General features: G+C 61.0%; 21 protein-coding genes. 8 read left to right on the plus strand and 13 right to left on the minus strand.

Going from position 1 to position 24,624, the window contains the following annotated elements; all coding sequences use genetic code 11:
* Positions 1–53 precede the first annotated feature (53 nt).
* The 3 genes from RDL77_RS08230 to RDL77_RS08240 all read left to right on the plus strand — a co-directional run bounded on the left by RDL77_RS08230 (position 54) and on the right by RDL77_RS08240 (position 3,248).
* Positions 54–1,517 carry a YcjX family protein gene (locus RDL77_RS08230; RefSeq protein WP_288192486.1) on the plus strand — a complete coding sequence of 488 codons (1,464 nt, stop codon included), beginning with the start codon at positions 54–56 and terminating at the stop codon, positions 1,515–1,517.
* Complete coding sequence (locus RDL77_RS08235; RefSeq protein ID WP_288192487.1) at positions 1,514–2,599, plus strand: YcjF family protein; 1,086 nt, start codon at positions 1,514–1,516, stop codon at positions 2,597–2,599. Before RDL77_RS08230 ends, RDL77_RS08235 begins: the two co-directional genes overlap by 4 nt.
* 106 nt (positions 2,600–2,705) lie before the next feature.
* On the plus strand, positions 2,706–3,248 hold the full coding sequence (locus tag RDL77_RS08240; protein ID WP_223612944.1) for a hypothetical protein: 543 nt from the start codon (positions 2,706–2,708) through the stop codon (positions 3,246–3,248).
* Here the strand turns inward: RDL77_RS08240 and folK are convergent, their stop codons facing one another.
* Positions 3,249–3,773: a 2-amino-4-hydroxy-6-hydroxymethyldihydropteridine diphosphokinase gene (folK, locus tag RDL77_RS08245; protein WP_223612943.1), complete on the minus strand. Its 525-nt coding sequence runs from the start codon at positions 3,771–3,773 to the stop codon at positions 3,249–3,251.
* On the minus strand, positions 3,770–4,609 hold the full coding sequence (gene folP / locus RDL77_RS08250; RefSeq protein ID WP_288192488.1) for a dihydropteroate synthase: 840 nt from the start codon (positions 4,607–4,609) through the stop codon (positions 3,770–3,772). The genes folK and folP overlap by 4 nt, the downstream gene beginning before the upstream one ends.
* 138 nt (positions 4,610–4,747) lie before the next feature.
* Between folP and RDL77_RS08255 the strand changes: the two genes are divergently transcribed.
* A complete protein-coding gene (locus RDL77_RS08255; protein ID WP_288192489.1) occupies positions 4,748–5,368 on the plus strand; it encodes a DUF922 domain-containing Zn-dependent protease in 621 nt (206 codons plus the stop codon).
* Positions 5,369–5,399: 31 nt separating this feature from the next.
* Here RDL77_RS08255 and RDL77_RS08260 read toward each other — a convergent pair whose 3' ends face one another.
* The 3 genes from RDL77_RS08260 to RDL77_RS08270 all read right to left on the minus strand — a co-directional run bounded on the left by RDL77_RS08260 (position 5,400) and on the right by RDL77_RS08270 (position 7,335).
* On the minus strand, positions 5,400–6,425 hold the full coding sequence (locus tag RDL77_RS08260) for an NAD(P)/FAD-dependent oxidoreductase (protein ID WP_288192490.1): 1,026 nt from the start codon (positions 6,423–6,425) through the stop codon (positions 5,400–5,402).
* Between the two features lie 109 nt (positions 6,426–6,534).
* A complete protein-coding gene (locus tag RDL77_RS08265; protein ID WP_240370589.1) occupies positions 6,535–6,855 on the minus strand; it encodes a 2Fe-2S iron-sulfur cluster-binding protein in 321 nt (106 codons plus the stop codon).
* Positions 6,856–6,960: 105 nt separating this feature from the next.
* On the minus strand, positions 6,961–7,335 hold the full coding sequence (locus tag RDL77_RS08270) for an Hpt domain-containing protein (RefSeq protein WP_223612938.1): 375 nt from the start codon (positions 7,333–7,335) through the stop codon (positions 6,961–6,963).
* 301 nt (positions 7,336–7,636) lie between these two features.
* On the opposite strand from RDL77_RS08270, the gene RDL77_RS08275 reads away from it, so the two are divergent.
* Together RDL77_RS08275 and RDL77_RS08280 are read left to right on the plus strand one after the other, a co-directional pair.
* The gene (locus RDL77_RS08275; RefSeq protein WP_288192491.1) at positions 7,637–12,865 is read left to right on the plus strand and encodes a kinesin; all 5,229 of its coding nucleotides are present in this window, start codon (positions 7,637–7,639) and stop codon (positions 12,863–12,865) included.
* A gap of 319 nt (positions 12,866–13,184) precedes the next feature.
* Positions 13,185–14,723: an FAD-dependent monooxygenase gene (locus RDL77_RS08280; protein WP_288192492.1), complete on the plus strand. Its 1,539-nt coding sequence runs from the start codon at positions 13,185–13,187 to the stop codon at positions 14,721–14,723.
* A 299-nt stretch (positions 14,724–15,022) separates the two neighbouring features.
* Here the strand turns inward: RDL77_RS08280 and RDL77_RS08285 are convergent, their stop codons facing one another.
* Both RDL77_RS08285 and ftrA read right to left on the minus strand, forming a co-directional pair.
* Positions 15,023–15,634: a LysE family translocator gene (locus RDL77_RS08285; protein WP_288192493.1), complete on the minus strand. Its 612-nt coding sequence runs from the start codon at positions 15,632–15,634 to the stop codon at positions 15,023–15,025.
* Between the two features lie 97 nt (positions 15,635–15,731).
* Positions 15,732–16,733: a transcriptional regulator FtrA gene (ftrA, locus tag RDL77_RS08290; RefSeq protein ID WP_374042691.1), complete on the minus strand. Its 1,002-nt coding sequence runs from the start codon at positions 16,731–16,733 to the stop codon at positions 15,732–15,734.
* Positions 16,734–16,818: 85 nt separating this feature from the next.
* On the opposite strand from ftrA, the gene RDL77_RS08295 reads away from it, so the two are divergent.
* A complete protein-coding gene (locus tag RDL77_RS08295) occupies positions 16,819–17,244 on the plus strand; it encodes a rhodanese-like domain-containing protein (RefSeq protein ID WP_288192494.1) in 426 nt (141 codons plus the stop codon).
* A gap of 9 nt (positions 17,245–17,253) precedes the next feature.
* Here the strand turns inward: RDL77_RS08295 and RDL77_RS08300 are convergent, their stop codons facing one another.
* From RDL77_RS08300 to RDL77_RS08310, 3 genes are all read right to left on the minus strand, one after another.
* Positions 17,254–17,808 (minus strand): ABC-type transport auxiliary lipoprotein family protein, encoded by a 555-nt coding sequence (locus tag RDL77_RS08300; protein WP_374042692.1) that lies wholly within the window; start codon positions 17,806–17,808, stop codon positions 17,254–17,256.
* Positions 17,809–17,911: 103 nt separating this feature from the next.
* Positions 17,912–18,904 (minus strand): MlaD family protein, encoded by a 993-nt coding sequence (locus tag RDL77_RS08305; protein WP_105732406.1) that lies wholly within the window; start codon positions 18,902–18,904, stop codon positions 17,912–17,914.
* 12 nt (positions 18,905–18,916) lie between these two features.
* On the minus strand, positions 18,917–19,789 hold the full coding sequence (locus RDL77_RS08310; RefSeq protein ID WP_288192495.1) for an ABC transporter ATP-binding protein: 873 nt from the start codon (positions 19,787–19,789) through the stop codon (positions 18,917–18,919).
* Positions 19,790–20,249: 460 nt separating this feature from the next.
* On the opposite strand from RDL77_RS08310, the gene dgcA reads away from it, so the two are divergent.
* Entirely contained in the window at positions 20,250–21,233 is a 984-nt protein-coding gene (gene dgcA / locus RDL77_RS08315) for an N-acetyl-D-Glu racemase DgcA (protein ID WP_288192496.1), read from the plus strand.
* On the opposite strand, the gene RDL77_RS08320 is transcribed toward dgcA, so the two are convergent.
* The 3 genes from RDL77_RS08320 to RDL77_RS08330 form a co-directional block, all read right to left on the minus strand.
* Positions 21,230–22,432 (minus strand): MFS transporter, encoded by a 1,203-nt coding sequence (locus RDL77_RS08320; protein ID WP_288192497.1) that lies wholly within the window; start codon positions 22,430–22,432, stop codon positions 21,230–21,232. The genes dgcA and RDL77_RS08320 overlap by 4 nt on opposite strands.
* 137 nt (positions 22,433–22,569) lie before the next feature.
* On the minus strand, positions 22,570–23,628 hold the full coding sequence (locus RDL77_RS08325) for a glycosyltransferase family 1 protein (RefSeq protein WP_288192556.1): 1,059 nt from the start codon (positions 23,626–23,628) through the stop codon (positions 22,570–22,572).
* A gap of 27 nt (positions 23,629–23,655) precedes the next feature.
* Positions 23,656–24,477 (minus strand): UDP-2,3-diacylglucosamine diphosphatase, encoded by an 822-nt coding sequence (locus RDL77_RS08330; protein ID WP_223612928.1) that lies wholly within the window; start codon positions 24,475–24,477, stop codon positions 23,656–23,658.
* Positions 24,478–24,624: the final 147 nt, after the last annotated feature.

Raw genomic sequence — 24,624 nt, forward strand, 5'->3', positions numbered from 1 at the left:
CGTGTCACCCCTATATCCGGGCCGAGAACGGGCGAAAGTGCAGGACGATTGACTTGGGAACACTGACAACACTGACCGACGAGGCAAAGATCGCCCTTGATACCCTGGCGGACCGGACCGCGGGGCTGGTTTCGCCCTCGCTCCGGCTTGGTGTGACCGGCCTTTCCCGGGCGGGCAAGACCGTTTTCATCACTGCGCTGGTGCACAATCTCATCCACGGCGGCAGGCTGCCGATGTTCGAAGCGCAGAAATCCGGCAGGATCGCCAAGGCCTATCTGGAGGAGCAACCGGACGACGCCGTGCCGCGCTTCCAGTATGAGGACCACCTCAAGGCGCTCATCGAGGACCGTGTCTGGCCGGATTCCACCCGAGCCATTTCGGAGCTGCGACTGACCATCGAATACGAATCCGCGTCGATGTGGAACCGCATGTTTTCCGGCGGCAAGCTTTCCCTCGATATTGTCGACTATCCCGGCGAATGGCTGCTCGACCTGCCGCTCCTCAACAAGTCCTTTGCCGAATTCTCCAGCGACTCCTTCGATCTGGCGCGCCTTGAAAGCCGCCGCGAGCTGGCAAGCGAGTGGCTTGCCGTGGCCGATGCCATCGATGCCGATGCGCAGGCCGACGAAGTAACGGCGCAGCGACTTGCTCGCAGTTTCACCGGCTACCTCAAAGCGGGAAAGGCGGACGAACGGGCGCTCTCGACACTGCCGCCCGGCCGTTTTCTGATGCCCGGCGATCTTGACGGCTCACCCGCCCTCACCTTCGCACCCCTGCCCAATCTCAAATCCGGCAAATTCCGCCCCGGCTCGCTGGCCGCCATGATGGAGCGCCGCTACGAGGCGTACAAGACCCATGTGGTCAAACCGTTTTTCCGCGAGCACATTGCCCGGCTCGACCGGCAGATCGTGCTGGTCGATGCCATGCAGGCGATGAATGCGGGATCGTCCGCCATTGCCGATCTCGAGCGCGCCCTGACGGAAATCCTCTCCTGCTTTCGTCCCGGCAGCACCAATTTCCTCACCGGGCTTGTCCAGCGGCGCATCGGCCGCATTCTCATTGCCGCAACCAAGGCCGATCATCTGCACCATGAAAGCCATGACCGGCTGCAGGCCATCGTCCGCCGCCTGGTGGACCGGGCCGTCGGCCGTGCCGACTTTTCCGGCGCGAATGTCGACGTGCTGGCCATGGCGGCGGTGCGCACTACGCGCGAGGCAACCGTCACCCAGGGCAAGGAAATCCTCCCCGTCATCGTCGGAACGCCGCTGAAGGGCGAAACGATCGACGGCGAACACTTCGACGGCAAGACGGAAACAGCCATATTTCCCGGTGACTTACCGGAAAGACCGGATTCAATTTTCGAAGGACCGGAATCGGCTTCTGAAGATCCGGCCATTCGCTTCGTCCGTTTCCGTCCGCCGGTACTCGAAAAGACCGCAGAAGGGTTTACACTGTCGCTGCCACATATCCGGCTTGATCGCGCGCTTCAGTTCCTGATCGGAGATCGCCTCGCATGACCGACAGCACCCCACGCAAACCTGCAGCCTTCCGCATGGCCCCGCCGGAGGCAACCGCGCGCACCGGGACGGAAACGACGCACAAACCAGCCGAAGCCCGCAGGCCGACCGCAATCAGGGATATCGCGGTGATCACACCGGCACCCGTTGATGTGTTCGACCTCGATGCCGCAACGGCAGATGAACTGGATGCCTTGACCCCGCCACCAGCGCTGCCGCGCAAGAAACGTTTCTCCTTTGCATCCGTGCTGACCGGCTCCCTCGGCGTATTGGTATCGCTCGCCGTCGGGCTATGGGCCGACAATCTCATCCGCACCCTGTTCGAGCGTGCGCCCTGGCTTGGCTGGGCGGCGCTTGCCGTCGGCATCGTCGCCGCTCTCTCGCTTCTGGCCATCGTCATCCGCGAAACCCTTGCCCTGCGCCGTCTGTCGTCCGTGCAATCCCTGCGCGATGAGGCGGCCAAGGCGGCGGCCGACAATGACGCACGGCAGGCCAGGACCGCCGTCGCGCGGCTGGTTACCATCGCCGAGACCATGCCGGCGACCGCCAAGGGCCGTGCCCTGCTGCACGATCTGCGCGATGACGTGATCGACGGACGCGATCTCATCCGCCTGACGGAAACCGAATTGCTGCGCCCGCTCGACCGGCAGGCGCGCGAACTCATTCTCGCCGCAGCAAAGCGCGTTTCGGTTGTCACCGCCGTCAGTCCGCGCGCGCTCGTTGATATCGGCTATGTGATTTTCGAGTCGGCCCGGCTGATCCGCCGCCTGTCGGAACTCTATGGCGGACGCCCCGGCACGCTGGGCTTCCTCAAGCTGACCCGCAACGTGATCGCCCATCTCGCCGTCACCGGCACCGTGGCCATGGGCGACAGCATCGTCCAGCAGCTTGTCGGCCACGGGCTCGCCGCAAAGCTCTCGGCGCGGCTGGGCGAAGGCGTCATCAACGGCCTGATGACCGCGCGCATCGGCATTTCCGCAATGGATCTGGTCCGCCCGTTTCCGTTCAATGCGGAAAAACGCCCGGGGATCAGTGATTTTATTGGGGATCTTGCCCGTATCGGCGGCGGGAAAAAACAATAATCCTGTGGACGGGGTTGCAATTTCGGCAGGAATGGCAACCATCCGTTAACCATTCCAACCGATGATCGGTCATCGTCATTTCAATGATTTGTGTTGAGTAACCCGAATGAAAACACGCGCAGCTGCCGCTACCATATCTTTGTTCGCATGCGCGCTCTTCGCGTTTTCCGCACAAGCCAAGGACAAAGACAAGGACGCCGAGTTCTTTCAGACCGTCGAAGGCCAGTGGGTTGGTCCGGGCGAGATCGTTGCCGGCAAGTATAAAGGCACGAAATTCACCTGCACGCTCGACGGTTCTACGCCCGATGAGACCGCAGGCATGACGCTGGACGGCAATTGCCGTGTCGGCATTTTCAACCAGCCGATGAAGGCAACCATCGCCCGTTCCGGCGGCACCTATAAGGGCACGTTCCTCGACGGTGCGGCGGGCAAGGGCCTTGATATCACCGGCGGCAGCGTTGCCGGCGACCGGGTTGTCCTGAACATCACCCGCAAACAGCTGACCGGCGCAATGCTGGCCAAGTTTACCGGCGACAACACGCTGAACGTCACCATATCCGTGCGGCTGGAAGATACGCTGATCCCGGTTGTCGGCATGACCCTGAAGCGGGTGGACAACACCGCGGTCAGCAGCATCGCCAAGAACTGATCAATCCGTTCGGTTGTCGCGCCACCAGCCCGCATCCGTGCGGGCTTTTTCTATGCCGGAACGGTCACACAGGACAGCCCATCCGGCAATGCTTTTGCCGCTGACCACAAGATCCGGCGCGATATCGCCGAGCGGCACCAGCACAAAGGCCCGTTCTGTCATGCGCGGATGCGGCAGCGTCAGCGTCGGGCTTTCAAAGCGCTCCCTGCCCTCATAGGCCAGAAGGTCGATGTCGATGATGCGCGGTCCCCAGCGTTCGATCCGCTCCCGTTTCATCCGGCGCTCGATATCCAGCGTGGCCGCCAGCAAAGCTTCCGGTTCGAGGGATGTTTCGACACAGGCACAGGCATTGTGAAACCACGCCTGATCGATCTTTCCCCACGGCGGCGTCCGGTAAACCGGCGAAACGGCAGTGACCTGCGTATCATCGCGGCGGTCGAGGGCCTGCAGGGCTTCCGCCATCGACTGAACGGGTTCCCCGATATTGCCGCCCAGTCCCAGCCACGCCTTGTGCACAGGGCTCATGTCCCGGCACTCCGGGTTGCAAGCATGGCATCGGCGATGGCCAGCGCATCCCGGTTCATCCTGACATCATGCACGCGAAACACATCCGCACCGGCCAGCCGCAGGATCGCGGATGTCGCGGCCGTGACCACGTCGCGCTCGTCCGCATCGCGCCCCGTCACGGCGCCGAGGAAACGCTTGCGCGACGTACCCGCCAGGAAGGGATAACCAAAGGCCTGCAGCTCGCCGAACCGCCGCATCAGGGCAAGGTTCTCCTCGGTTTCCTTGGCAAAGCCGAATCCCGGATCGAGCACGATCTGCTCGCGCGCCACGCCGGCCAGCCTGGCGATCTCCAGTGACCGGTTGAGGAAAGCGAATTGGTCAACGATGACATCCGGATCGCGCTCCCGCTCCCGGCCCGTATGCATGATGACAAGTCCGGCACCGGTTTCCGCCGCAAGATCGGCAATCGCCGGTTCGCGCTGGACACCCCACACGTCATTGACGATATGCGCACCGGCGGCAACGGCCAGCCGCGCGGTTTCCTCGCGATAGGTATCGACGGAAATGATGACATCGGTTTCCCCTGCGAGGGCCTCGATGACCGGAAGTACCCGCGCCTGTTCAGTCCGGGCATCGACGCGGGTTGCGCCGGGACGGGTCGACTCGCCGCCGACATCGATGATGGTTGCCCCCGCGGCAATCATCGCCCTCGCCCCCTCGATGGCCTTGTCCAGCGCCAGATGCACGCCGCCATCGGAAAACGAATCCGGCGTGACATTGAGAACACCCATGATGACAGACACCGGCCCGAGGGTGAGGGATCGCCCATGCGCTAGACGCCACTCTCTTTGCATGGGATGCTCCTTTCAAGACTGTACTGCTGCAGTTGTTTTTGAACAGAACGGCCGTCACGTCAATTCATCCGCAACGTTTTTGGCGCTACAGTATCGGGAGCACAGGCAGGCTTTGGCCGAAATGAAGGACCAGTCCCCATGAAAACGATTGTCAGAACGGCGGCTCTCGCACTTGCATGCCTGCTCGCGACAGAAAGCGCCAATGCGGCCGTGGTCCTGCGCAATTACAAGTATTTCACCCTGTCCGGCACGACCGCCGCCGATCTCGACCGCGAGTTGAGCCGGCGTGGTCCGCAACTGCACAAGACCGGCCCTCGTCATCCCGGCGCGACGCAGATGCGGTTCAACACCAAGGTCAAATACGGCTCCGACGGCAAGAGCTGCCGGGTTGTCGAGGCAGACATCACCATTCACGCCCAGGTCCACCTGCCGCGCTGGAAACAGCGCGCTTCGGCCAAGCCCGATCTCGCCATGATCTGGGATACGCTGTCGGCCGATATCAAACGTCATGAAGAGAGCCATATCGTGATCGCCCGCACCGCCGCCGGCGATATGGAACGGGCAATGAAAGCCCTGCCCTGGCGCAGCAATTGCGAAGAGATGAAAGCCGATGCGGCCAGGCTCATGGTCAAGCTGATGAAGGAGCAGGACGCTGCGCAGATTCAGTTTGACCGCGTGGAGGGAAAGAATTTTGAGCGCCGCTTCGAACGGCTGCTCATATTCCGCATCCAGCGTGAGATGGAAAAGAAAAAGGGATAGTCTGACCGGCGCTGACGCGCCGGTTCATCTTTCAAGCGACGCCCAGCTTCTTCTGCAGGCTGGTCGATGAGGTCGTATATTGGAACACCACCCGCTCGCCGGGGCTGACGATGCGCTTGGCCGCCTGGGTCATCAGCGCGGCCTCGTGGAAACCGGACAGGATCAGCTTTAGCTTGCCGGGATACCAGTTGATGTCGCCGATGGCGAAAATCCCCGGTTCCGAGGTTTCGAAGGTTTCGACATTCACCGGTATGAGATTTTCATGCAGGTTGAGGCCCCAATCGGCAATCGGGCCGAGTTTCATCGTCAAACCGAAGAACGGCAGCAGGCGGGTGACCGAAATCTCCGTCTCTCCCTCCGCAGCCTTGATCGTGGCGCTGGACAGCTGCCCGTCGGTGCCCGTCAGGCCGGAAACCTGTCCAAGCTCGAACCGCACGCTGCCACGCTCGACCAGTTCGAACATTTTCTTGACGCTGTCGGGTGCCGCGCGGAATTCGGCACGGCGATGCACCACGGTCAAACTGCGGGCGATGGGCTGCAGGTTCAGCGCCCAGTCCAGGGCCGAATCGCCGCCGCCGACAATCAGCACATCTTCGTCACGGAACTCTTCCATGCGGCGCACCGAATAAAAGACGCTCTTGCCCTCGAAGGCTTCAATACCGGGAACCGGCGGGCGCTTCGGCTGGAATGAGCCGCCGCCGGCGGCGATCACCACCACTTTGGTCTCAAAAATCTCGCCTTCGTCCGTTTCCACGTGGAACTGGCCATCGGGCTGGCGTTCCAGCCGGGTGACCATGCGGTTGAAATGAAATTGCGGCGCGAACGGCTTGATCTGCTCCATCAGCTTGTCCGTCAGACCCTGCCCGCTGATCTCGGGCCAGGCCGGAATGTCATAGATCGGCTTTTCCGGGTAGAGTTCGGCGCATTGGCCGCCGGGACGGTCGAGAATATCGATCAGATGGCATTTGAGATCGTAAAGGCCGAGTTCGAATACGGCAAAGAGGCCGACAGGCCCGGCACCAATGATCACAACGTCCGTTTTGGTTATTTCACTCATCGACAATTCCTCATGACAAACCAGTGCAGTATTTCATACCCGCCCGCGGTCTGGAATGGAGCAATTCTAATCGGTCCGTGAGAAAATATCAGGCAAAATATGCGGAATGTCAGGCCTGACGTTCCGGAACATGCACGACAAGGCCGTCCAGTTCATCGGAAACGCGAATCTGGCAGGACAGGCGCGAGCTCGGACGCACGTCATAGGCGAAGTCCAGCATGTCTTCTTCCATGGCTTCCGGCTCTCCGGCCGCGTCCTTCCATGCGCCGTCGACATAGACATGGCAGGTCGCGCAGGCGCAGGCACCGCCGCATTCCGCGTCGATGCCCGGCACGGCGTTGCGGATGGCACTTTCCATCACGGTCGAGCCGTTCTCGGCTTCCGTCTCAATCCGGACGCCATCGAAAGTGACAAACGTGATCTTTGCCATGAAAAAAGCCCCAAGCAGAAAAGTTACCGCTGAGATAGGGATTTGGGCAGGGAAGTCAATTGCACTCCCTGACGCAGCCTGGGGCCCCGCCCCCGGACTGAGCCCCTAGCGCGTGATCGCCGCTATATAATCACGCACATCGTCGATTTCGGGATGCAGTTCGCTCAACAGCTTCGTGTTGCCGGGCGACTGTTCAATCGATTCGGCCAGATCGGCCACGCGGAAGGCACCGACGGCGCGCGCCGAACCCTTGAGCGATTTGGCGAGACGAACCCGTTCATCCGCATTCGCCTGGCTCAGCCGGTTGACGATTCCGGAGATCTGCCGGGAGAACAGGCTGAGGATTTCGGTCTCGAGTGCCCGGTTGCCGAATGTCTCGCGGGTAAGATGCACAAGATCGATCGGCCGTTTGCGCGATGGTTTGGACGTTTCGCCGCCCGGCAGCGCAAAAGCCATTGACGCTTGTTGTGGCAGTGCCATGATACTCTCCTGAACTCAGACTCAAATGAATGCACAAGTTTAATCAAATGCCGGATATTCTGGGTTAAAGCGTGGCCGCTACCCCCCGAATTGGCCCGATGTGGTGAACGAAGGGTTAATTCAGGCATTCCGGCAAAATTTGGTTCGGGCCAAAAAAATTAACCTTGTGTTTAAACTTTTAAGCATTTCCCGAATCCATTGTTTCTTTCCAATCCATGTGCCAGTACGATAGACTTAAGGCGTAAAGAGTATGGCGCAGTCGACTCCACATGTGGTCACTGCCCAATATTGCGAGGTAAACATGGCCACAGCCCCGAAGAACAAAGCAGCGAAAGCCGAGGATGAACTTGGTGAAGCTCTTGAAAAGGCTCTAGAAATTGATTTCGATGAGTCGACACTCGGCATGGATATGGATCTTTCGCCAGTCGATGACGATCTGATCTCTTTCAACGATCTCGAAGCGCAGATTTCCCAGGCAGCGCAGGAACTGGCAGCGGAAAAACACAATCCGCCCGTCGTTCCGGAACCTGTAAAGCCCGTGGAAATCAAGGAAAGCCTTGCCGCGGAGAACACGATTCCGCTGCCGGCGCCCAAGCCGCAGATCCAGGCTGCCAACCCGATTCCCGCTGCTCCGCCCGCGCCGCCAAAGGCGCCCGCCGTGCCGCCGCAGACATTCAAGCCGGCAAATGACGATTTGCTGCAGAATACCCAAACGACCCGTTCGCCGGTTTCAAACCAGGCGCCGCGCTCCTATGGACTGGTCACCGCAATCGTCAGCGTGCTCTGGGCCGCCGGCGTTCTTGCGCTTGGTCAGGCGCTCTACGGCTCGTCCCTGTGGTCGATTCGGTCCTTCGCCGATTTTGCCGCTGCGCCCTATGCGATTGCCCTCGCCGTCGCGATCATCGTTCCGATCATGCTGTTCTGGGCCTTTGCCCTGATGGTGCGCCGCGCGCAGGAAATGCAGTATGCCGCCCGCTCCATGGCCGAAGCCGCCATGCGTCTTTCCGAGCCGGAAATGCTCTCGTCCGACCGCGTGGCCTCGCTGGGCCAGGCCGTTCGCCGTGAAGTCGCCGCGATGAGCGAAGGTGTCGAACGCACCCTCGCCCGTGCAGTTGAGCTGGAAACGCTTGTTCAGACCGAGGTCAACCAGCTGGAACGCGTCTATACGGACAACGAACACCGCATCCGCACGCTGGTCGACCGTCTTGGCGGCGAACGCGAATCGGTCATCGGCCATGCCGAACGGGTTCGTGCCTCGATCTCCAGCGCACATGAACAGCTGAAGGATGAACTGTCCCTGGCTGGCGATTCGCTGCGTGACAATCTGCTCAACGCCTCGACCAACCTGACCATGTCGATCAACCAGTCCGGCGATACGCTCATCGATCGCCTGACCCAGAGCGGGCACACAATTGCCGAATCGATCGGCTCGCGCTCCGACGACATCTCGGCCAAGATCACCACTTCGGGCGAAGCCTTTGCAAATCTTCTGGAAATGCGGATTGCAGCGCTCTCCGAACAGACCGATTCGGTGACGATGAAGCTGGCCGATACGCTGGATGGCCGCACCAACAGCATGCTGTCGCTGCTGGGCAACGCCACCCAGACCCTGGTCGGTGAATTCGATACGCGTCTCGCCGGGCTCGACACGACAATCAACGAGCGCGGCCGGTCCCTGCTCGCTGAATTCGAAACCCGCGCCCAGTCGCTGGATGCCAGCACCGAACGCCTGAATTCAGCACTGGAAGCCCGTGCGCGCCAGATCAATGAACAGTTGATCGAACGTACCCGCGACATTGCCAAGACCTTCACTGACGGCCGCGCTTCGATTGACGGTATCGTCGACGAAACGAAGGCGAAGATCGGCAACGACCTGTCGAGCCTTTCCGAATCGGTTGGAAGCCTGCTGTCCACCAATACGACGCTCTTTGCCGACAGGCTGGCCGAAAGCCGCGAAGCCCTCGCTGCAACCCTTTCCGGCGAAACAGAACGGGCTGCCTCGATCATTCGCGATCAGGCCGGACAGCTTGGCGACCATACGTCGACCCTGCGCTCCGTTCTCGAAACCAGCACGGCAGCCATCGGCCAGATCATCGACGGTCACACCGCATCGCTCGATGACCGCACCTCCGGTCTGCGTGCGGCACTGGCTGACAATGATGCCCGCATCGGCGCGACGCTCGATTCCCATGCCAAGGCCATCGAGGACCGCACGTCGGGCATGCATGCTGCATTCTCCGACACGGATGAAAAGATCCGCCAGACCCTGGACGAACATGCGCGCAGCATCGATGCGCGCAGTGCCGGTGTTGAAGCCGCGATCCTGGCTGGCGATGCCCGCATCGGCCAGACGCTCGAAGCCCATGCCAAGATCATGGATGACCGCACATCCGGTATGCGCGCCGCCTTTGTCGACACGCATGCCAAGATTGCCCAGACTCTGGACCATCATGCCAAGAGCCTGGACGAACGCAATCAGGACATCCAGCTGGCTCTGGCTGGCAGCGATGCCAAGCTCGACGAGACGCTGGCTGCCCACACGCAGGCCATTGACGCCCGCAACGCGGAAATCCAGTCGACCCTGCTCAACAGCGGTGCGCGCATCGACGGCACGCTCAGCGGCTTCATTGAATCCGTTGATGGCCGTACAAGCCGCATCGAGAGTGCCCTGACCAGCAGTGACGAGCGCATCAGCAATGTCCTGGCATCGCATGCCAGCGCCATTGAGGACCGCACGGCCGGTATCGAACAGGCGCTCGCCAACAGCGATACACGCATCGGCAACACGCTTTCTTCCCATGCCTCGGCATTGGATGAGCGCACGGCGGCCATCCAGGCGGCGCTTGAAAACACCCATGCGCAGATCGGCCAGACCCTGGCCGGTCATGCATCGATCATCGACGAACGCACTGCCGGCATCCGCTCTGTTCTCGACAGCAGCAATGCCCAGATCGGCAATGTGCTCACCTCGCACGTCACCGCCATCGACGAACGTGCCGCCGGAATCCGGGCAACGCTCAACGACAGCAACGCCCAGTTCGGCGATACGCTTGCCTCGCATGTCAATGCGATTGACGAACGGGCAGCCGCAATCTCGGCAGCGCTTTCGAACAGCAGTGCGCGCATCGATGACACGCTCGCCTCGCATGTCGGCGCCATTGACGAGCGGGCTGCGACGATCACGTCGACGCTTGCCAACAGCACCGCCAAGATCGGCAGCACACTTGCCTCGCACGTCAACACGCTCGATGAGCGCGCTGCAGCCATCCAGGCAACGCTTGCCAACAGCAATGCCGGTATCAGCGATACGCTTGCCGCCCATGTCGGCACGATCGACGAGCGGGCCGCAGCCATCGCGGCAAGCCTCGCCGACAGCGATGCCCGCATTGGTGAAACCCTCAACAGCCATGCCAGCGTGCTCGACGACCGTATCAGCGGTATTCGCGCGGCGATGGAACATGGCAATGCGACGCTCAGCCAGACCCTTGACGGCCAGGCCAGCGCCATCAGCGATCGTACCGTTGCCCTGCAGGCCGTTCTGCACGACAGCGCCGAAGTGCTCGCCAAGGCCTTCGAAACCCATGGCGGCACCATCGACGAACGCACGACGACCATGCAGAGCGCGCTCGCCATGGGTGTCGACAATGTCCGCAAGTCGCTTGAACAGAGCGCCTCGGTCGTTGCCCGCACCCTGCGCGACAAGATCACCGAAGCCGCTTCCACCCTCACCGGCGAAGCACAGAAGGCCGGTGAAGCACTCGACGGTCATGGCGAGGCATTCAGCCAGCGCATGAACGAAAGCCTGGCTGAAACCGAGAAGCGTCTTGGTCAGCGGGCAACGGAAGCCGCCGCCAATCTGGAAGCACTGGAAGCCCGCTTCACCGCGGCCACGGATTCCACCGCCTCCAAGCTGGCCGAAAGCACCCGCGAACTCAACGAAGTGCTGGCAGCCCGCTCGCAGGAAATCATCAGCATCCTCGACAACACGGCGCAGCCGCTCGTTGAGAGCCTTGCTGACAATGGCCGTACGCTCGCCTCGCAGCTTGTCGAAGCCACCACGGCGGCGACAGAACGCCTGCGCGTGGAAAATGCGGCCCTGATCAATGCCATCGCCAGCCGCACCGCGGAAACCATCACCGCTGTCCAGGAAGCCAAGGCAGGCCTGACCGACGACGTCAGCAACCTGATCGACCGCCTCTCCTCTTCCAATGCGAAGCTGGGCGAACTGATCGACATGGCCACCAAGAATCTTGGCGACATCGACGGCCGCCTGCTCGACACGACAACCACCTTTGCTGAAAATGCAACGCGTGCTGCCGAGTCCTTCCAGTCTTCGACACGCCTGATCGACGGCAATATCGGCAAGCTCTCGCAGCTGTCGAACACGACACTCGTCGACATTGCCTCCATCGCCAAGCGTTTCGACGAGCATGGCAAGATGCTGGGTGCTGCATCGGAACTGATCAACTCGTCGCAGTCGAACCTCGCTTCGACCTTCGACGAACGTCAGGCCGCCCTGCAGAATCTGGCAACCGGTCTGGTGGAGAAATCCGAGCACATCGAAAAGACCATGCGGTCGTTCGAATCCCTCGTCTCCTCCGCCTTCGACCGGGCCGAAGGCCGTGCCACGCAGACAACCGAACAGATCCGCAATTCGATCGCGGAAGTTGTCGAACAGGCATCGCAGAAGTTCGCCAATGCGACGGACGAAATCCGCCGCTCCTCGGCTGCCATCCGTGCGGAACTCGAAGAGACCCGCTCCGAACTGCAGCGCGGCGTCATGGACATGCCGGAAGAAGCCAAGCAGTCGACCGCGCAGATGCGCAAGGCTGTTTCCGAGCAGATCAATGCGCTGAAGGAGCTGTCGGAAATCGTGCAGAAGTCCGGACGCCTGACCGACGTCGGCGAAGCCCGGGCAGCCCGCGCCCCGGCTCCTGCCCGTACGGCAGCAGCCGTTGCACAGGCCCCGCAGCCGCAACGCAGCGAACCGGTTGCAGCACCACGCGCCGTTGCTGCGGCACCCGCTGCTCCGGCCCCGGCCATGCGCGGCAGCCTCGACGTGCGCGGCAACCCGGAACAGCCCAAGCAGGGCAATGGCTGGGTTTCCGACCTGCTCCGTCGTGCATCCAGCGATGAAGCTCCGGCCGAGCCAAAGGCAAAGGCGCCCGAGGCACGCTCGCCCGGTCAGGTGGTTGAATCGCTGAACTCGCTTTCGGTCGATATCACCCGTGCCATCGACCATGAGGCTTCGGTTGAACTGTGGCAGCGTTACCGCGCCGGTGAACGCAATGTGTTCACCCGTCGCCTCTACACGCTGAAGGGTCAGCAGACGTTTGACGAGATCAAGCGCAAGTACCAGGCAGACAGCGAATTCCGCCGTGCCGTCGACCGCTACATGGACGACTTCGAACGCCTGCTGGAAGACGTTGCCCGCAATGATCGCGACAATGTCCTGACCCAGAACTACCTGACGTCGGATACCGGCAAGGTCTACACCATGCTGGCCCATGCGAGTAACCGCCTGCGCTAAGGCGGTGTCCTGTCAGAACTGAAAAACGCGGCCACTGGCCGCGTTTTTTGTTGCCCGCGCATCAGCGGCGGAGACAGGCCAGCAGCGAATGGAATATCTCCCGTTGCAGGCCGGCGGCTCCGGCGCTATGTTCGCCGCGTCGGAAAAGGCAGACTTGGTTTGGTAAGCCCAAGTCCTTTCGGAAACGGAAGCTCTGTCCCTGCCTCGTGCATGTGTTCCCCTCGACGAACAGCCAACGCTGTCCAAGCGTTTCTTGTTCGTCCGTGTGGTTCGCAGAACGATGAACCGCTCCGGTCGAACGACCACAAAGGAGTAGTTCATGCCCGATTTTTCCAGGATTTATGATGTTGTGATCGCCGGTGCAGGCCCTGTCGGCCTGTTTCTTGCCTGCGAACTGCGCCTCGCCGGCCTGTCGGTCCTGGTGCTGGAGCAAGCCGAAAACCCGCACTCCCCCCTGAAAGGGCTGCCGTTCGGCATGCGCGGCCTTTCCGCCCCCACCGTCGAAGCCTTCTACCGCCGTGGCCTGCTCGATGACATCTCGGCCCAGCAAAAAGAACCATCGGATGGCAACAGGACACCGGCTGCCGCGCACTGGGTGCAACAGCCGCGCCGCCCGGGCGGCCATTTCGCCGGCATCCAGTTTTTCCAGGACAATATCGACACCTCAAAATGGCCCTATCGCCTGCCCGGCCCAGCCGCCGCCAACCTGGCCACCACCCTGCAACAGGTGGAATCCGTCCTTGCCGCCCGCGCTGACGCGATGGGCGTCGAGATCAGGCGCGGCTTCGGCGTGGAAGGTTTCGACCAGTCGGATGATGGCGTGACCGTTCATGCTGGCGGTACCGCCTTTCACGGACGCTGGCTCGTCGGCTGCGATGGCGGGCGCAGCACCGTGCGCAAGGCTGGCGGTTTTACGTTCACCGGCACCGATCCCGAATTCACCGGCTATTCCGTTGAGGTCGAGATGGCTGATCCGGACGTGCTTGCCCCCGGCCGTCACTATACGCCGACGGGCATGTACACCTACCAGAAGCCCGGAACCATCGCGATGGTCGATTTCGACGGCGGCGTTTACCACCGGACCCGGCCGATCACGCTCGACCACGTGCAGGCGGTGCTGCGACGCGTCTCCGGCACCGGCATCACGGTGACGGCGCTCACGCTTGCCACCACGTGGACGGATCGCGCCTGTCAGGCCACCGCCTACCGCCATGGACGGGTGCTGCTCGCCGGTGACGCCGCGCACATCCATTCCCCACTCGGCGGACAGGGGTTGAATCTCGGGCTTGGCGACGCGATGAACCTGGGATGGAAGCTTGCATCAACAATCCGCGGCACCGCGCCGTCCGGCCTGCTCGACAGTTATGAGAGAGAACGGCATCCGGTCGGAGCGCAGGTGCTTGACTGGTCGCGCGCCCAGGTCGCGCTCATGCGGCCGAGCCGCAGTTCCCGTGCGCTCGAAGCCATCATCCGCGATCTCATCGACACGCGCGATGGTGCAACCTACTTCGCCGAACGCGTCTGGGGCGTATCGCTCCGCTACGATCTTGGGGGCACCCACCCACTGGTCGGCCGCAGTGCGCCCGACTTCGAGCTGGCCGACGGGACGTTCCTTGGCGGGCATCTTGGAAGCGGGAAAGGCCTCCTCCTGGACTTTGACGCCACTGCACCGCTTCAGGCACTGGCATGCCGCTGGGGCGGCCGGATCGGCTATCTCGCACGCGATGCCGGAAACCGGCTTGGCCTGTGCGCCGTGCTTGTACGTCCGGATGGCATCGTCGCCTGGGCCGGCGAGACCGCTCCCGATCTGGGGGACCTTGCGCAGACCGCGGCGCAATGGTTCGGCGAGCCTGAATAGGTAGAACGATACATGGTGCGTGGTTCGACAGGCTCACCATGAGGGAAGTGGTTTGGTTGCAAAGCCAGTCACTGGCGTTGCAGAACATGACTCCCTGCCGAACATCTCGCTATGGGCGGCTGAGAAGCCACTTGCGCAGTCCTTCTGGGGGAAGGTTGGAGCCTTCCATCTAACTCGCTTCGGGTTGGGAGGCCGCGCGTGCAGAACAGCTGTTCATAGCTGGGGTGAGAATGGAACAGGTCATCATATTGACCAGCGGCGGCAGCGGTTGCGAATTTCCAGAAGGCGGAAAAATATGGCTAGCTTCTCGCCGGGTTTGTCAGGATTTTTACGGCAAACATGCCGAATATGCCAGCAACCACCCAATTCTGCAGGCGTATCATGGCGGGGCGCCTGACAATCCAATTTTTCCAGGCTGACGCGAAGAGGCAGATCAAAATCAATACAGCCAATGAGAAAACATTTATGATCGTGGCGAGGACAAGACTTTGAGCAAGAATTGATCCTGCTGGGTCAATGAATTGCGGAAAGAACGATATAAAGAACACGATCGCTTTTGGATTGGTCAAGTTCGTCAACACGCCTTGGAAGAAAATCCATTTGTAGCTTGTTTCAGCCGGAGTTGGATCATCGCGAAAAATCTCGTCTGACCCGATCATTCGCCATGCGAGATAGAGCAGATAGGCTGCGCCAAGATACTTCACGAGAATATATACTTCCGGAAGAACAGCCAGCAAACCGGTAAGGCCCATCGCGGCCACGACAGCTTGCAAATAAAGTCCGAGTGTTGATCCAGCAGCGGACACAAGACCTGCCGTTCGACCGGATCGTATTGATCGGCTCATACACAAAAGCATGTCTGGTCCAGGCGTGAATGCAAGAGCAATGGATGTCATGACAAAGAGCAACATTTCAACATTACCGCTATCTTAAAAAAGATGGATCATATCGCCAGACCATGGGGTCTTACAAGAAGGCGGATAGGCCTTAAGCATCCACGGCGCCTTTTCAGGCGATCTCCAGTTCCCGGCCCTTGCCGAACATCTCGCGGTAGGCGGTGGGTGTTGTCGCCAGTTGCTGGCGAAAATGATGCCGCAGGGTGGCAGCCGTGCCGAACCCGGTGGTCTCGGCGATGATCTCGACAGAAAGCGCGGACTGCTCCAGCAGTTCCCGTGCCTTGGCCAGCCGCTCCGACAGCAGCCACTTGGCCGGTGTCGTGCCGGTCGCGGCCTCGAAGCGGCGCAGAAAGGTGCGCGGGCTCATGCCCGCCGCCTTGGCCAGTGTTGCAATGGAAAAATCCTGCCTGAGCTCGGTGCGCATCCGCTCGAGCAACGGTGACAGCCGTATCCCCTCATGCGGGGGCGGCACGGCCCTTTCAACAAACTGCGCCTGCCCGCCTTCACGGTGCGGCGCCACCACAAGGCGGCGCGCGACTTTATTGGCGGCTTCGGTGCCAAAATCCCGGCGGATCAGATGCAGGCAGAGGTCAATGCCCGCCGCGCTCCCGGCAGAGGTCAGCACACTGCCTTCATCCACGTAAAGCACGTTGGGCTCAACCGCGACGTCAGGATAGCGCTCCGCGAGAAGATCCGCATAACGCCAATGCGTCGTCGCCCTGCGGCCGGACAACAGACCGGCGGCGGCCAGAACAAACACGCCGGAGCAAATGGACAGAATCCGCGCACCATTGGCATGCGCCCGCCGCAAAGCCTCGGTCAGTGCCTCGGGGACAGCATGCTCTACACCCCGCCAGCCCGGCATGATGATGGTGCCCGCCTGTTCGAACAGGTCAAGCCCGCCATCGGCCAGAATGCGCACGCCGCCCGTAGCGCGCAGCTCACCCACCTCGATACTGGCGACGGCAAACTTGTACCAGTCATCGCCCATTTCCGGGCGCGGCAGTCCGAACATTTCGACGACCAGGCCGAACTCGAACGTACAGAGCCCGTCATAGGCAACGGCGACAACCAGCGGATTCTCAAGGCGTGGGGCAAGGGATGCGTTTGACATGATATCGACGATATATGGCAATCTTGCCAACTACCAGTGCCTTGTTGCTTGCCTTACGAATTGGGCAGCAACACAGGAGAACCCCATGAGCTACGTTACCGAAACCCCTGCCGCCGCACCACAGATTGTCATCGAGCATTTTTCCCGGCGTCTCGCGCTTGAGACCGATTGTGCCGATGTGGCCGCATCGCTGAAGGCCGGCGACCAAGATTTTGTACTCCTGCACGTGGTGGGAACACCGGCGGCCTATGAACGCCGTCACGTGCCGGGCGCCATTCATCTGCCGCATCGCGAGATCACCGCCGAGCGCATGGCCGCATGGCCCAACGATACGCTGTTCGTCGCCTATTGCGCCGGCCCCCACTGCAATGGAGCCGATCAGGCGGCGCTGAAACTCGCAAGACTGGGACGTCCGGTGAAAATCATGATCGGCGGTATTACCGGCTGGGCCGACGAGGAACTCCCCTTCGCCACCGGTCCGGCAGCGGGCGAACTCAAAAAGGTCGCCTGAGTTTCTGGTTTAGATAACCGACAGCGTCCAGGTGACGATATCGCCGGCGGCGCTGTCAAACGCATGGTTCAGCGCGGTGACATAGGCGGCATTGCCCTGGCCGCTGACCGGCGATGTCGAGCGGAACACGCGGGTGGCGCGCACGGTGCCGTTCTTGTCATTGAGGATCTTGATGGCGATTTCGACGACGGCCGTTTCCTTGCCTGAGGCATCGATATCGAACGTGCGGATATTGCTGATCACCTGATAATCGATGGCAAGGCCTTCGCCGGGACGGCCGACACCGCCGAAGCGACCCGAGCTCTCGAAGGCCTGCACAAGCCGCGTCTGCACGATGTTCGGCAGGCGGTCGGACCACTGTGCGCCCTTCAGGAACGAAATGGCGTTCGGTCCGGAGCGGACAACGACATTCTCGCCGTCAAGCGCTTTGAGGGCCGATGGCGCGGCGATCAGGATCTGGCGGCTGCCATGTTTTCTGGATGAAGTGTCGGACAGCGACGGGCCGGACAGATCGAATGTATCAAGCTTCTTGGTTCCGGCGCAGGCGGAAACGGACAAAGCCATCAGCAGAGCGGCAATTGTCGTTCTTGAATTCACCAATGGTATCATCCCTGTCACGCAAAGCTTCACGATTCCTTAACCTTCATGCGATGCAGCATCGTCAAAGTCAACGGCGCGTGCGGCCGTCATACTCCGGCACATTGCCGCTGCCGCCGAAAATCACCCGCTGCGGATTCTTCTCTAGATCGCTGATCGCCCGCTCGATGCGCTGGACCGACTGGCGGCTCTCGGTGACGAGCGCCTGCACGTCGCGCAAGCCCTGTCCGGAGAAGCGGTTGAGGTTGTCCGTGATCGGGCCGAGCTTGGTGTTGAGGTTGTCGGCAACCGCACGATAGGATTTGAGCGTGTTCCGCGCTTCAGCCACGACGCTGCCATCCCCGTCGGACACCAGATTGTCGACCTTGGCCAGGACGCCATCGACCCGGGCGGAAGCGGCATTCAGGCGCGTCATCATTTCACGCGCCTCGCGCACCACCGACTGCACGTCTTCGGCGCTCTGGCTGAACTTGTCGATCACATCGGAGTTCTTGGCCAGCGCATCGGTGAACTTCTTCGTGTTGTTGACCGTATCGACCAGCGGGCCCTTCACTTCGGTAATGAAGCTTTCAATCGAGCTCATCGCCGTGTTGACGCGTTCGAGAATGTCCTGCGCCTTCTGCAGAAGGTTGTTGACCACGGACGGGTCGGCATCGATACGCGCGACGGCGCCATCCTTGTCGGCTTCCTCAAGCAGATTGGGCTCATAGACCTTGCCGCCCTTGAGCTCCACGAAGGCCAGACCGGTCAGGCCGGTAAAGCCAAGCGTGGCCTGGGTCGAGCGGGTGATCGGTGTCGTGCTGTCAATTTCCGCGGTGGCGATCACCGCGTCAGGATTGGTCTTGTCGATATTCAGGCGCCGCACGGTGCCAACCTTGATGCCGTTGAACAGCACCTGGCTGCCCTCGGCCAGGCCGGTGACCGAACCGGCGATACGGATTTCCAGCGTCGTCATTTCCTGCCTGTCGCCATAACGGGCGATCCAATACACGAAGACGAACGCCGCGACGCAAACCGCAAGCGTGAAAATCCCGACCAGAACGTAGTTGGCTTTGGTCTCCATCGATTATTCCACCTAACCCTGTTCCTTCAGCAACGGCCCGGATTGCCGGGCGCTTTGCACACGATCGGACTTTCGCCTGCTGCTGCCGTTCGGCACGATCTGGCGCGCGCGCTTGCCATGAAAATATTCCTGAACCCACGGGTCATCAAACGTCAGCATGTCGTCGATGGTTCCTTCCACAAGAACCCTTTTCTTACCCAATACCGCGATTCGGTCGCAAACGGCGAACAGGCTGTCGAGATCGTGCGTGACCATATAGACCGTCAAACCCATGGTATCGCGCAGATTTGCGATCAGTTCATCGAAATCCGCGGCACCGATGGGATCGAGCCCCGATGTCGGCTCATCGAGAAAGACGATGTCCGGGTCGAGTGACAAAGCGCGGGCCAGCGCCGCACGCTTGATCATGCCGCCGGACAGTTCCGACGGAAATTTCTCCGCCGTATCCGGTTTCAATCCGACCAGATCGATCTTGAGGCGCGCCAGTTCGTCCATCAGGCTGTGCGGAATGTCGAGATATTCGCGCATCGGCACCTGAATGTTCTCCAGAACCGTCAGCGACGAGAACAACGCGCCATGCTGGAACAGGACGCCCATGCGCATGTCGACGCTGAGTTTTTCCTGTTCCGTCGCATGATCGATGTCATGGCCGAAAATGCTGATATTGCCATGCTGTTTCTGATTGAGACCGAGGATCGTCCGCATGAGGACGGACTTGCCCGTCCCCGATGCGCCGACAAATCCCAGTATCTCGCCGCGATAGACATCGAGATTCAGATGCTCCAGCACCGATGAACGGCCGAAGGACACGCTGACATCCTTGACCGAAAGGATGATATCGCTGGGCTCCTGCTCTCTGCTCTGGCCGTTGTCTGTCGAATTCATTCGCCTCGGGCGTCCCTGGATCTGAAAATCAGTACATAAAGCTCTGCGGGCCTTGTTGCCATCCATGCCGCATAGAAATGGCGTCCCATGACAGCAGAAGCACTTGAATTGTTTGCTCTATCGGTCAACATCCCTCACACATATCGAGTCTCGGACTTGATGTCACTGTAGCAATTAGAGCCTTTCCTGCTTAAATAGAACCCGTTCTGTTTCCCGGATGGCGAGACAATCCACGCGGAAGGTAGCAAGGCCGATGTTTATCCATCGGACGAAGCTGCCTGACAAAGTGGTTGGCCGCCAGTCCGAAACCCGAAGGGCCGGGTGATTTTGGTCCAATCCCATCAGGCTTCGGCTTCGCCCGATGGATAAACATCGGTCTCGCCAAACCCCTCGATCTTGAACCAAATTCCCTCCGGCAGAACGATTCTATTTAAGCAGGAAAGGCTCTAAGGCGCACATAATGACTGTTAATATGGAGATTACCGTTGAACGCTGGCCCATTGCCGGAACGTTTACAATCTCGCGGGGTTCCAAGACGGAAGCAGCCGTGGTGGTTTGCACCCTGCGCGACGGACTGCACACGGGGCGCGGCGAATGCGTTCCCTATGCCCGCTATGGCGAAAGTCTCGATTCCGTCTGTGCCGAAATCGAAAAACTGCGCAGCGTGCTCGCGGCGGGGGCCAACCGGCAGGATTTGCCCGGTTTGATCGGCGCCGGCGCGGCCCGCAATGCCGTCGATTGCGCGCTCTGGGATCTCGAAGCCAAACGGGCCGGCCGGCGCGTTGCCGATATCATCGGCTTGTCGCCGCTCAAAGCCCTCACCACGGCCGTGACCGTTTCCTTCGGCGATGCGCAGACCATGGCTGCAGCGGCCCGTGCCGTGTCCGGCCGTCCGGTCATCAAGGTCAAGGTGGGCGGCGAGGATGACGAAGATCGCATTCGGGCCGTAGCGGAAGCTGCGCCCGACAGCCGCATCATTCTCGACGCGAATGAAGGCTGGACCGACCGGAATATCGTCCGGCACATGCTGGCCGCCGCAAAGGCCGGGGTCGTGCTCATCGAGCAGCCGCTTCCAGCTGGCAAGGACGGCATTCTCTCGACAATCCCCCACCCCGTCCCCCTGTGTGCCGACGAGAGCGCCCACGGCACCGACGATCTGCACACCCTTCTTGGCCGCTACGACAGCATCAACATCAAGCTCGACAAGACGGGCGGGCTGACCGAGGCTCTGCGCATGCAGAAACGGGCGCGCGAACTCGGGTTCGGCATCATGGTCGGCTGCATGGTGGGCACGTCCCTGGCCATGGCGCCTGCCATCCTCGTCGCGCAGGACGCCGACTTCGTCGATCTCGACGGCCCGCTGATCCTGAAGGACGACCGCCAGCCCGGACTCGTCTTTGAAGGCAGCCGCGTCTCGCCGCCGCAATCGGAGCTTTGGGGCTAGCGCTCGCGCTGCTCCAATCGAAGCGAAACATTGGCCAAGACAAGCCCGACCGCCGCCAGCGCCACCATGGCATAGAAACCATAGATGCCGGTGGCGCTGTAGAGCGGTCCGGAGACCATGGTGACGATGGCCAGCGACGTGCCGATGAAGAAGGTGGATATGCCCTGCGCCGTTCCACCCTTCTCCTCGGGAATGGTCATGGCGATCATTTTCTGCATGCCGAGGAAAGACAGGGCGAAGGAGAAGGCATGCAGGCTCTGCACGACGAAAAAGCCAGCGACGCCGAGACCGGCGGGCACGATCAGCGGGAAGACGGTCCAGCGGAATATGGCGACGGCTGAGCCGATCATCAGCACCCTGGCCGGATGCAGGCGTCCGAAAACCCGGCGAAAGCAGGTGAACATGATCACCTCGGCCACCACGGCGATGGACCAGAGCGCCCCGATCACCGTCTCTTCAATGCCGATGGACTTCCAGTAGATGGCCGAAAAACTGTAGCCATAGGCGTGGCTTGCCTGCGTGATCCCCGTGGCGATCAGGAAGGTCACGAAGGCCGGGCGGCGCAGCGCCCTGCCCGCATCCGCCATGTCGATATCCGACAGCGGCGACAGGCGGCGCGGCTTGCCGATGCGCGGCACCACGAAACTCATGCCGCATGCGGCTACCAGCGCACCCAGCAGCACCGTCGGGATGATCCACTCGCCCGTGTGCTGGATCAGCACGCCGCCGGCAAAGGAGGCCAGCAGGAATGCGATGGACCCCCAGACGCGCATCCTGGCAAAATCCGCCCCGTAGCGGCGCACGCCTGAAAGCGCAATCGTATCGGCCAGCGGAACCTGCGATGTCCACGGTGCGGCAAGCACCAGCGACACGACGAGGATGCCGAAGAAATTGAACGGCAGAAAGTAGAAGGCCGCGACGATCACCGCCAGAATGGTGGCAATGGTCAGGATATGCGCACGGTCGCTGGACTGGTCGGCCAGAATGGAAACCAGCGGCGCGGCGATGACGCGCACGAACAGCGGCATGGACAGGACGATCGATATTTCCGTCGGCGACAGCGAACGGAACTCCAGCCACAGGGGAAAATAGGGCAGATGCAGGCCGCTTGAGATGAAAATCGCGAAATAGGCCAGAGACAGCCGAAACTCGAAACGAGACGGTTTTTCGTGAAAAGTGTCCGCAGTGGCGGCTGTCATGGAGGGACTTTCGGAGGATCGAGGAACGGCGCACGAATATCAACTAGCCGTATTCCGAAATACCATGATTTGCGCCAACTGCCTAGAAACGCTGGAGGTTTTTCCAGCTCAATTATCATAAACGCAGAAAATATAGATTAGCCCGCCGACACCGCCCGCGCCGCGTTCGCTTCGTGGCCGAGCTGCGGCTTGGCACCGGCAATCGCCGTGAGAATATCCTCGAATATATCGGCGCAGGCTTCCCAGCTGAATCCCTGCAGGGTGGCATCGGGATCGACGCGCCCCATGGCAAGTGCGCCCAGCGCGGCCTCCTGCAGATCGGTTGACAGAACGCCTGCGCCCGTCGCGCCGATGACGTCCTTCGGGCCGGCCACCGGATAGGCCGCCACCGGAAGCCCGCAGGCAATCGCTTCCAGCAGCACCAGGCCGAACGTGTCGGTGCGGCTGGGAAAAACAAAGACATCGGCACCCGCATAGTGGCGGGCGAGTTCCTCGCCCTCCTTCTTGCCGGCGAACACGGCGTCGGGGAATTTGCGCTTCAGCTCATCCATATCCGGCCCGTCGCCGACGACAAGTTTTGTTCCCGGCAGATCAAGCGCCAGAAAGGCTTCAAGATTCTTTTCCGGCGCAACGCGGCCGACGCAGAGAAAGACGGGATGCGCGAGGCCGAGATCGACATCCGCCTGCGGGCGGAACAGATCGCGGTCGACACCGCGCGTCCACACGCGCAGCGTGTCGAAGCCGCGCTCGGTCAGTTCCTCGTAGATGGACTGTGTCGGGACAAGGCAGGTCTCGGCAGCATTGTGGAACCGGCGCAGAAAGCCGTAGGTCCAGGCCAGCGGAATGGGCAGACGCTCGCGCAGATATTCGGGAAAACGCGTATGAAAGCTGGTGGTGAAGCGCCACTTGTTTTTCAGGCAGGCACGCCGCGCCATGATGCCGAGCGGGCCTTCCGTGGCGATATGCACGAAGGCGGGCTGCAACGCCTCGATCCGGGCTTTCACCGCCGCAGGATAGGTCAGTGCCAGCCGGATTTCCGGATAGGTCGGACATGGCGCCGAAGGATAGTCCGCGGGCGAGATGATCGTCACCTCGACGCCCCGCGCCTCCATCTGCTCGCGCAATTGGGTCAGGGTGCGCACCACGCCATTGACCTGCGGATGCCAGGCATCGGAGACGATGACCAGCCTCTTCATCGGATCGATCTCTGCAGGAGAAGCCATTCAGGCTGCATTCGCCGCCTTGGGACGCTTGTCCTCGAGTTTGACGACAGGCGCAAAGCCGGCCTTCTCCCCGATCAGATGTGTCCAGGAGATGAGTTCCATCTTGCCGTCGTGATGCTCGACAATGGCGGTGCAGCTTTCAACCCAGTCGCCGGTGTTGATGTATTCGATGCCGTCGATTTCTTCGATGGTGGCGTGGTGAATATGGCCGCAGATGACGCCGTCGGCGCCGATGCGCCGGGCCTCGTCGGAGACGACGGTCTGGAAGGAACCGATGAAGTTGACGGCCTTCTTCACCCGGAATTTCGCCCAGGCGGAGAATGACCAGTAGCGCAGCCCGAGCATGCGCCGCACCTTGTTCATGATGGTGTTGATGGCCAGCGCCGCATCATAGGCCCAGTCGCCGAGATAGGCGATGTGGCGGGCATTGCGCACGACGACGTCGAACTGGTCGCCATGGATCACGAGGAATTTACGGCCGTCAGCGGTTTCGTGCATCGTGCGGTCCATGACCTCGATACCGCCGAAATGCGTGCCCTGGAAATCGCGCAGGAATTCATCGTGGTTGCCGGCGATGTAGAGGATGCGCGCGCCCTTGCGGCTCTTGCGCAGGAGTTTCTGCACGATGTCGTTGTGCTCCTGCGGCCAGTGCCAGCTGCGGCGCAGACGCCATCCATCGACGATATCGCCGACCAGATAGATCGTATCCGCATCGTGATACTTCAGAAAGTCCAGGAGGAAGGTCGCCTTGGCGCCTTTGGAACCAAGATGCACATCGGACAAAAAGAGCGTGCGAAACTTACGTGTCTCTGGCTCAACCATGAGGCTGATCTCCGTTCAGCGCCGGTACGCATCGGTACCTCTGGTCTGACAGAAACCTGATTCATGTCACAGTCTTATGACGCCGCTAAAAAGTCTATGGTTTCCTGCGATAAACACTTGTAACAAAATGGACTTCATTTATGGCTC

The organism is uncultured Phyllobacterium sp. (genome assembly GCF_902479695.1).
GTDB classification, from domain to species: domain Bacteria; phylum Pseudomonadota; class Alphaproteobacteria; order Rhizobiales; family Rhizobiaceae; genus Phyllobacterium; species Phyllobacterium calauticae.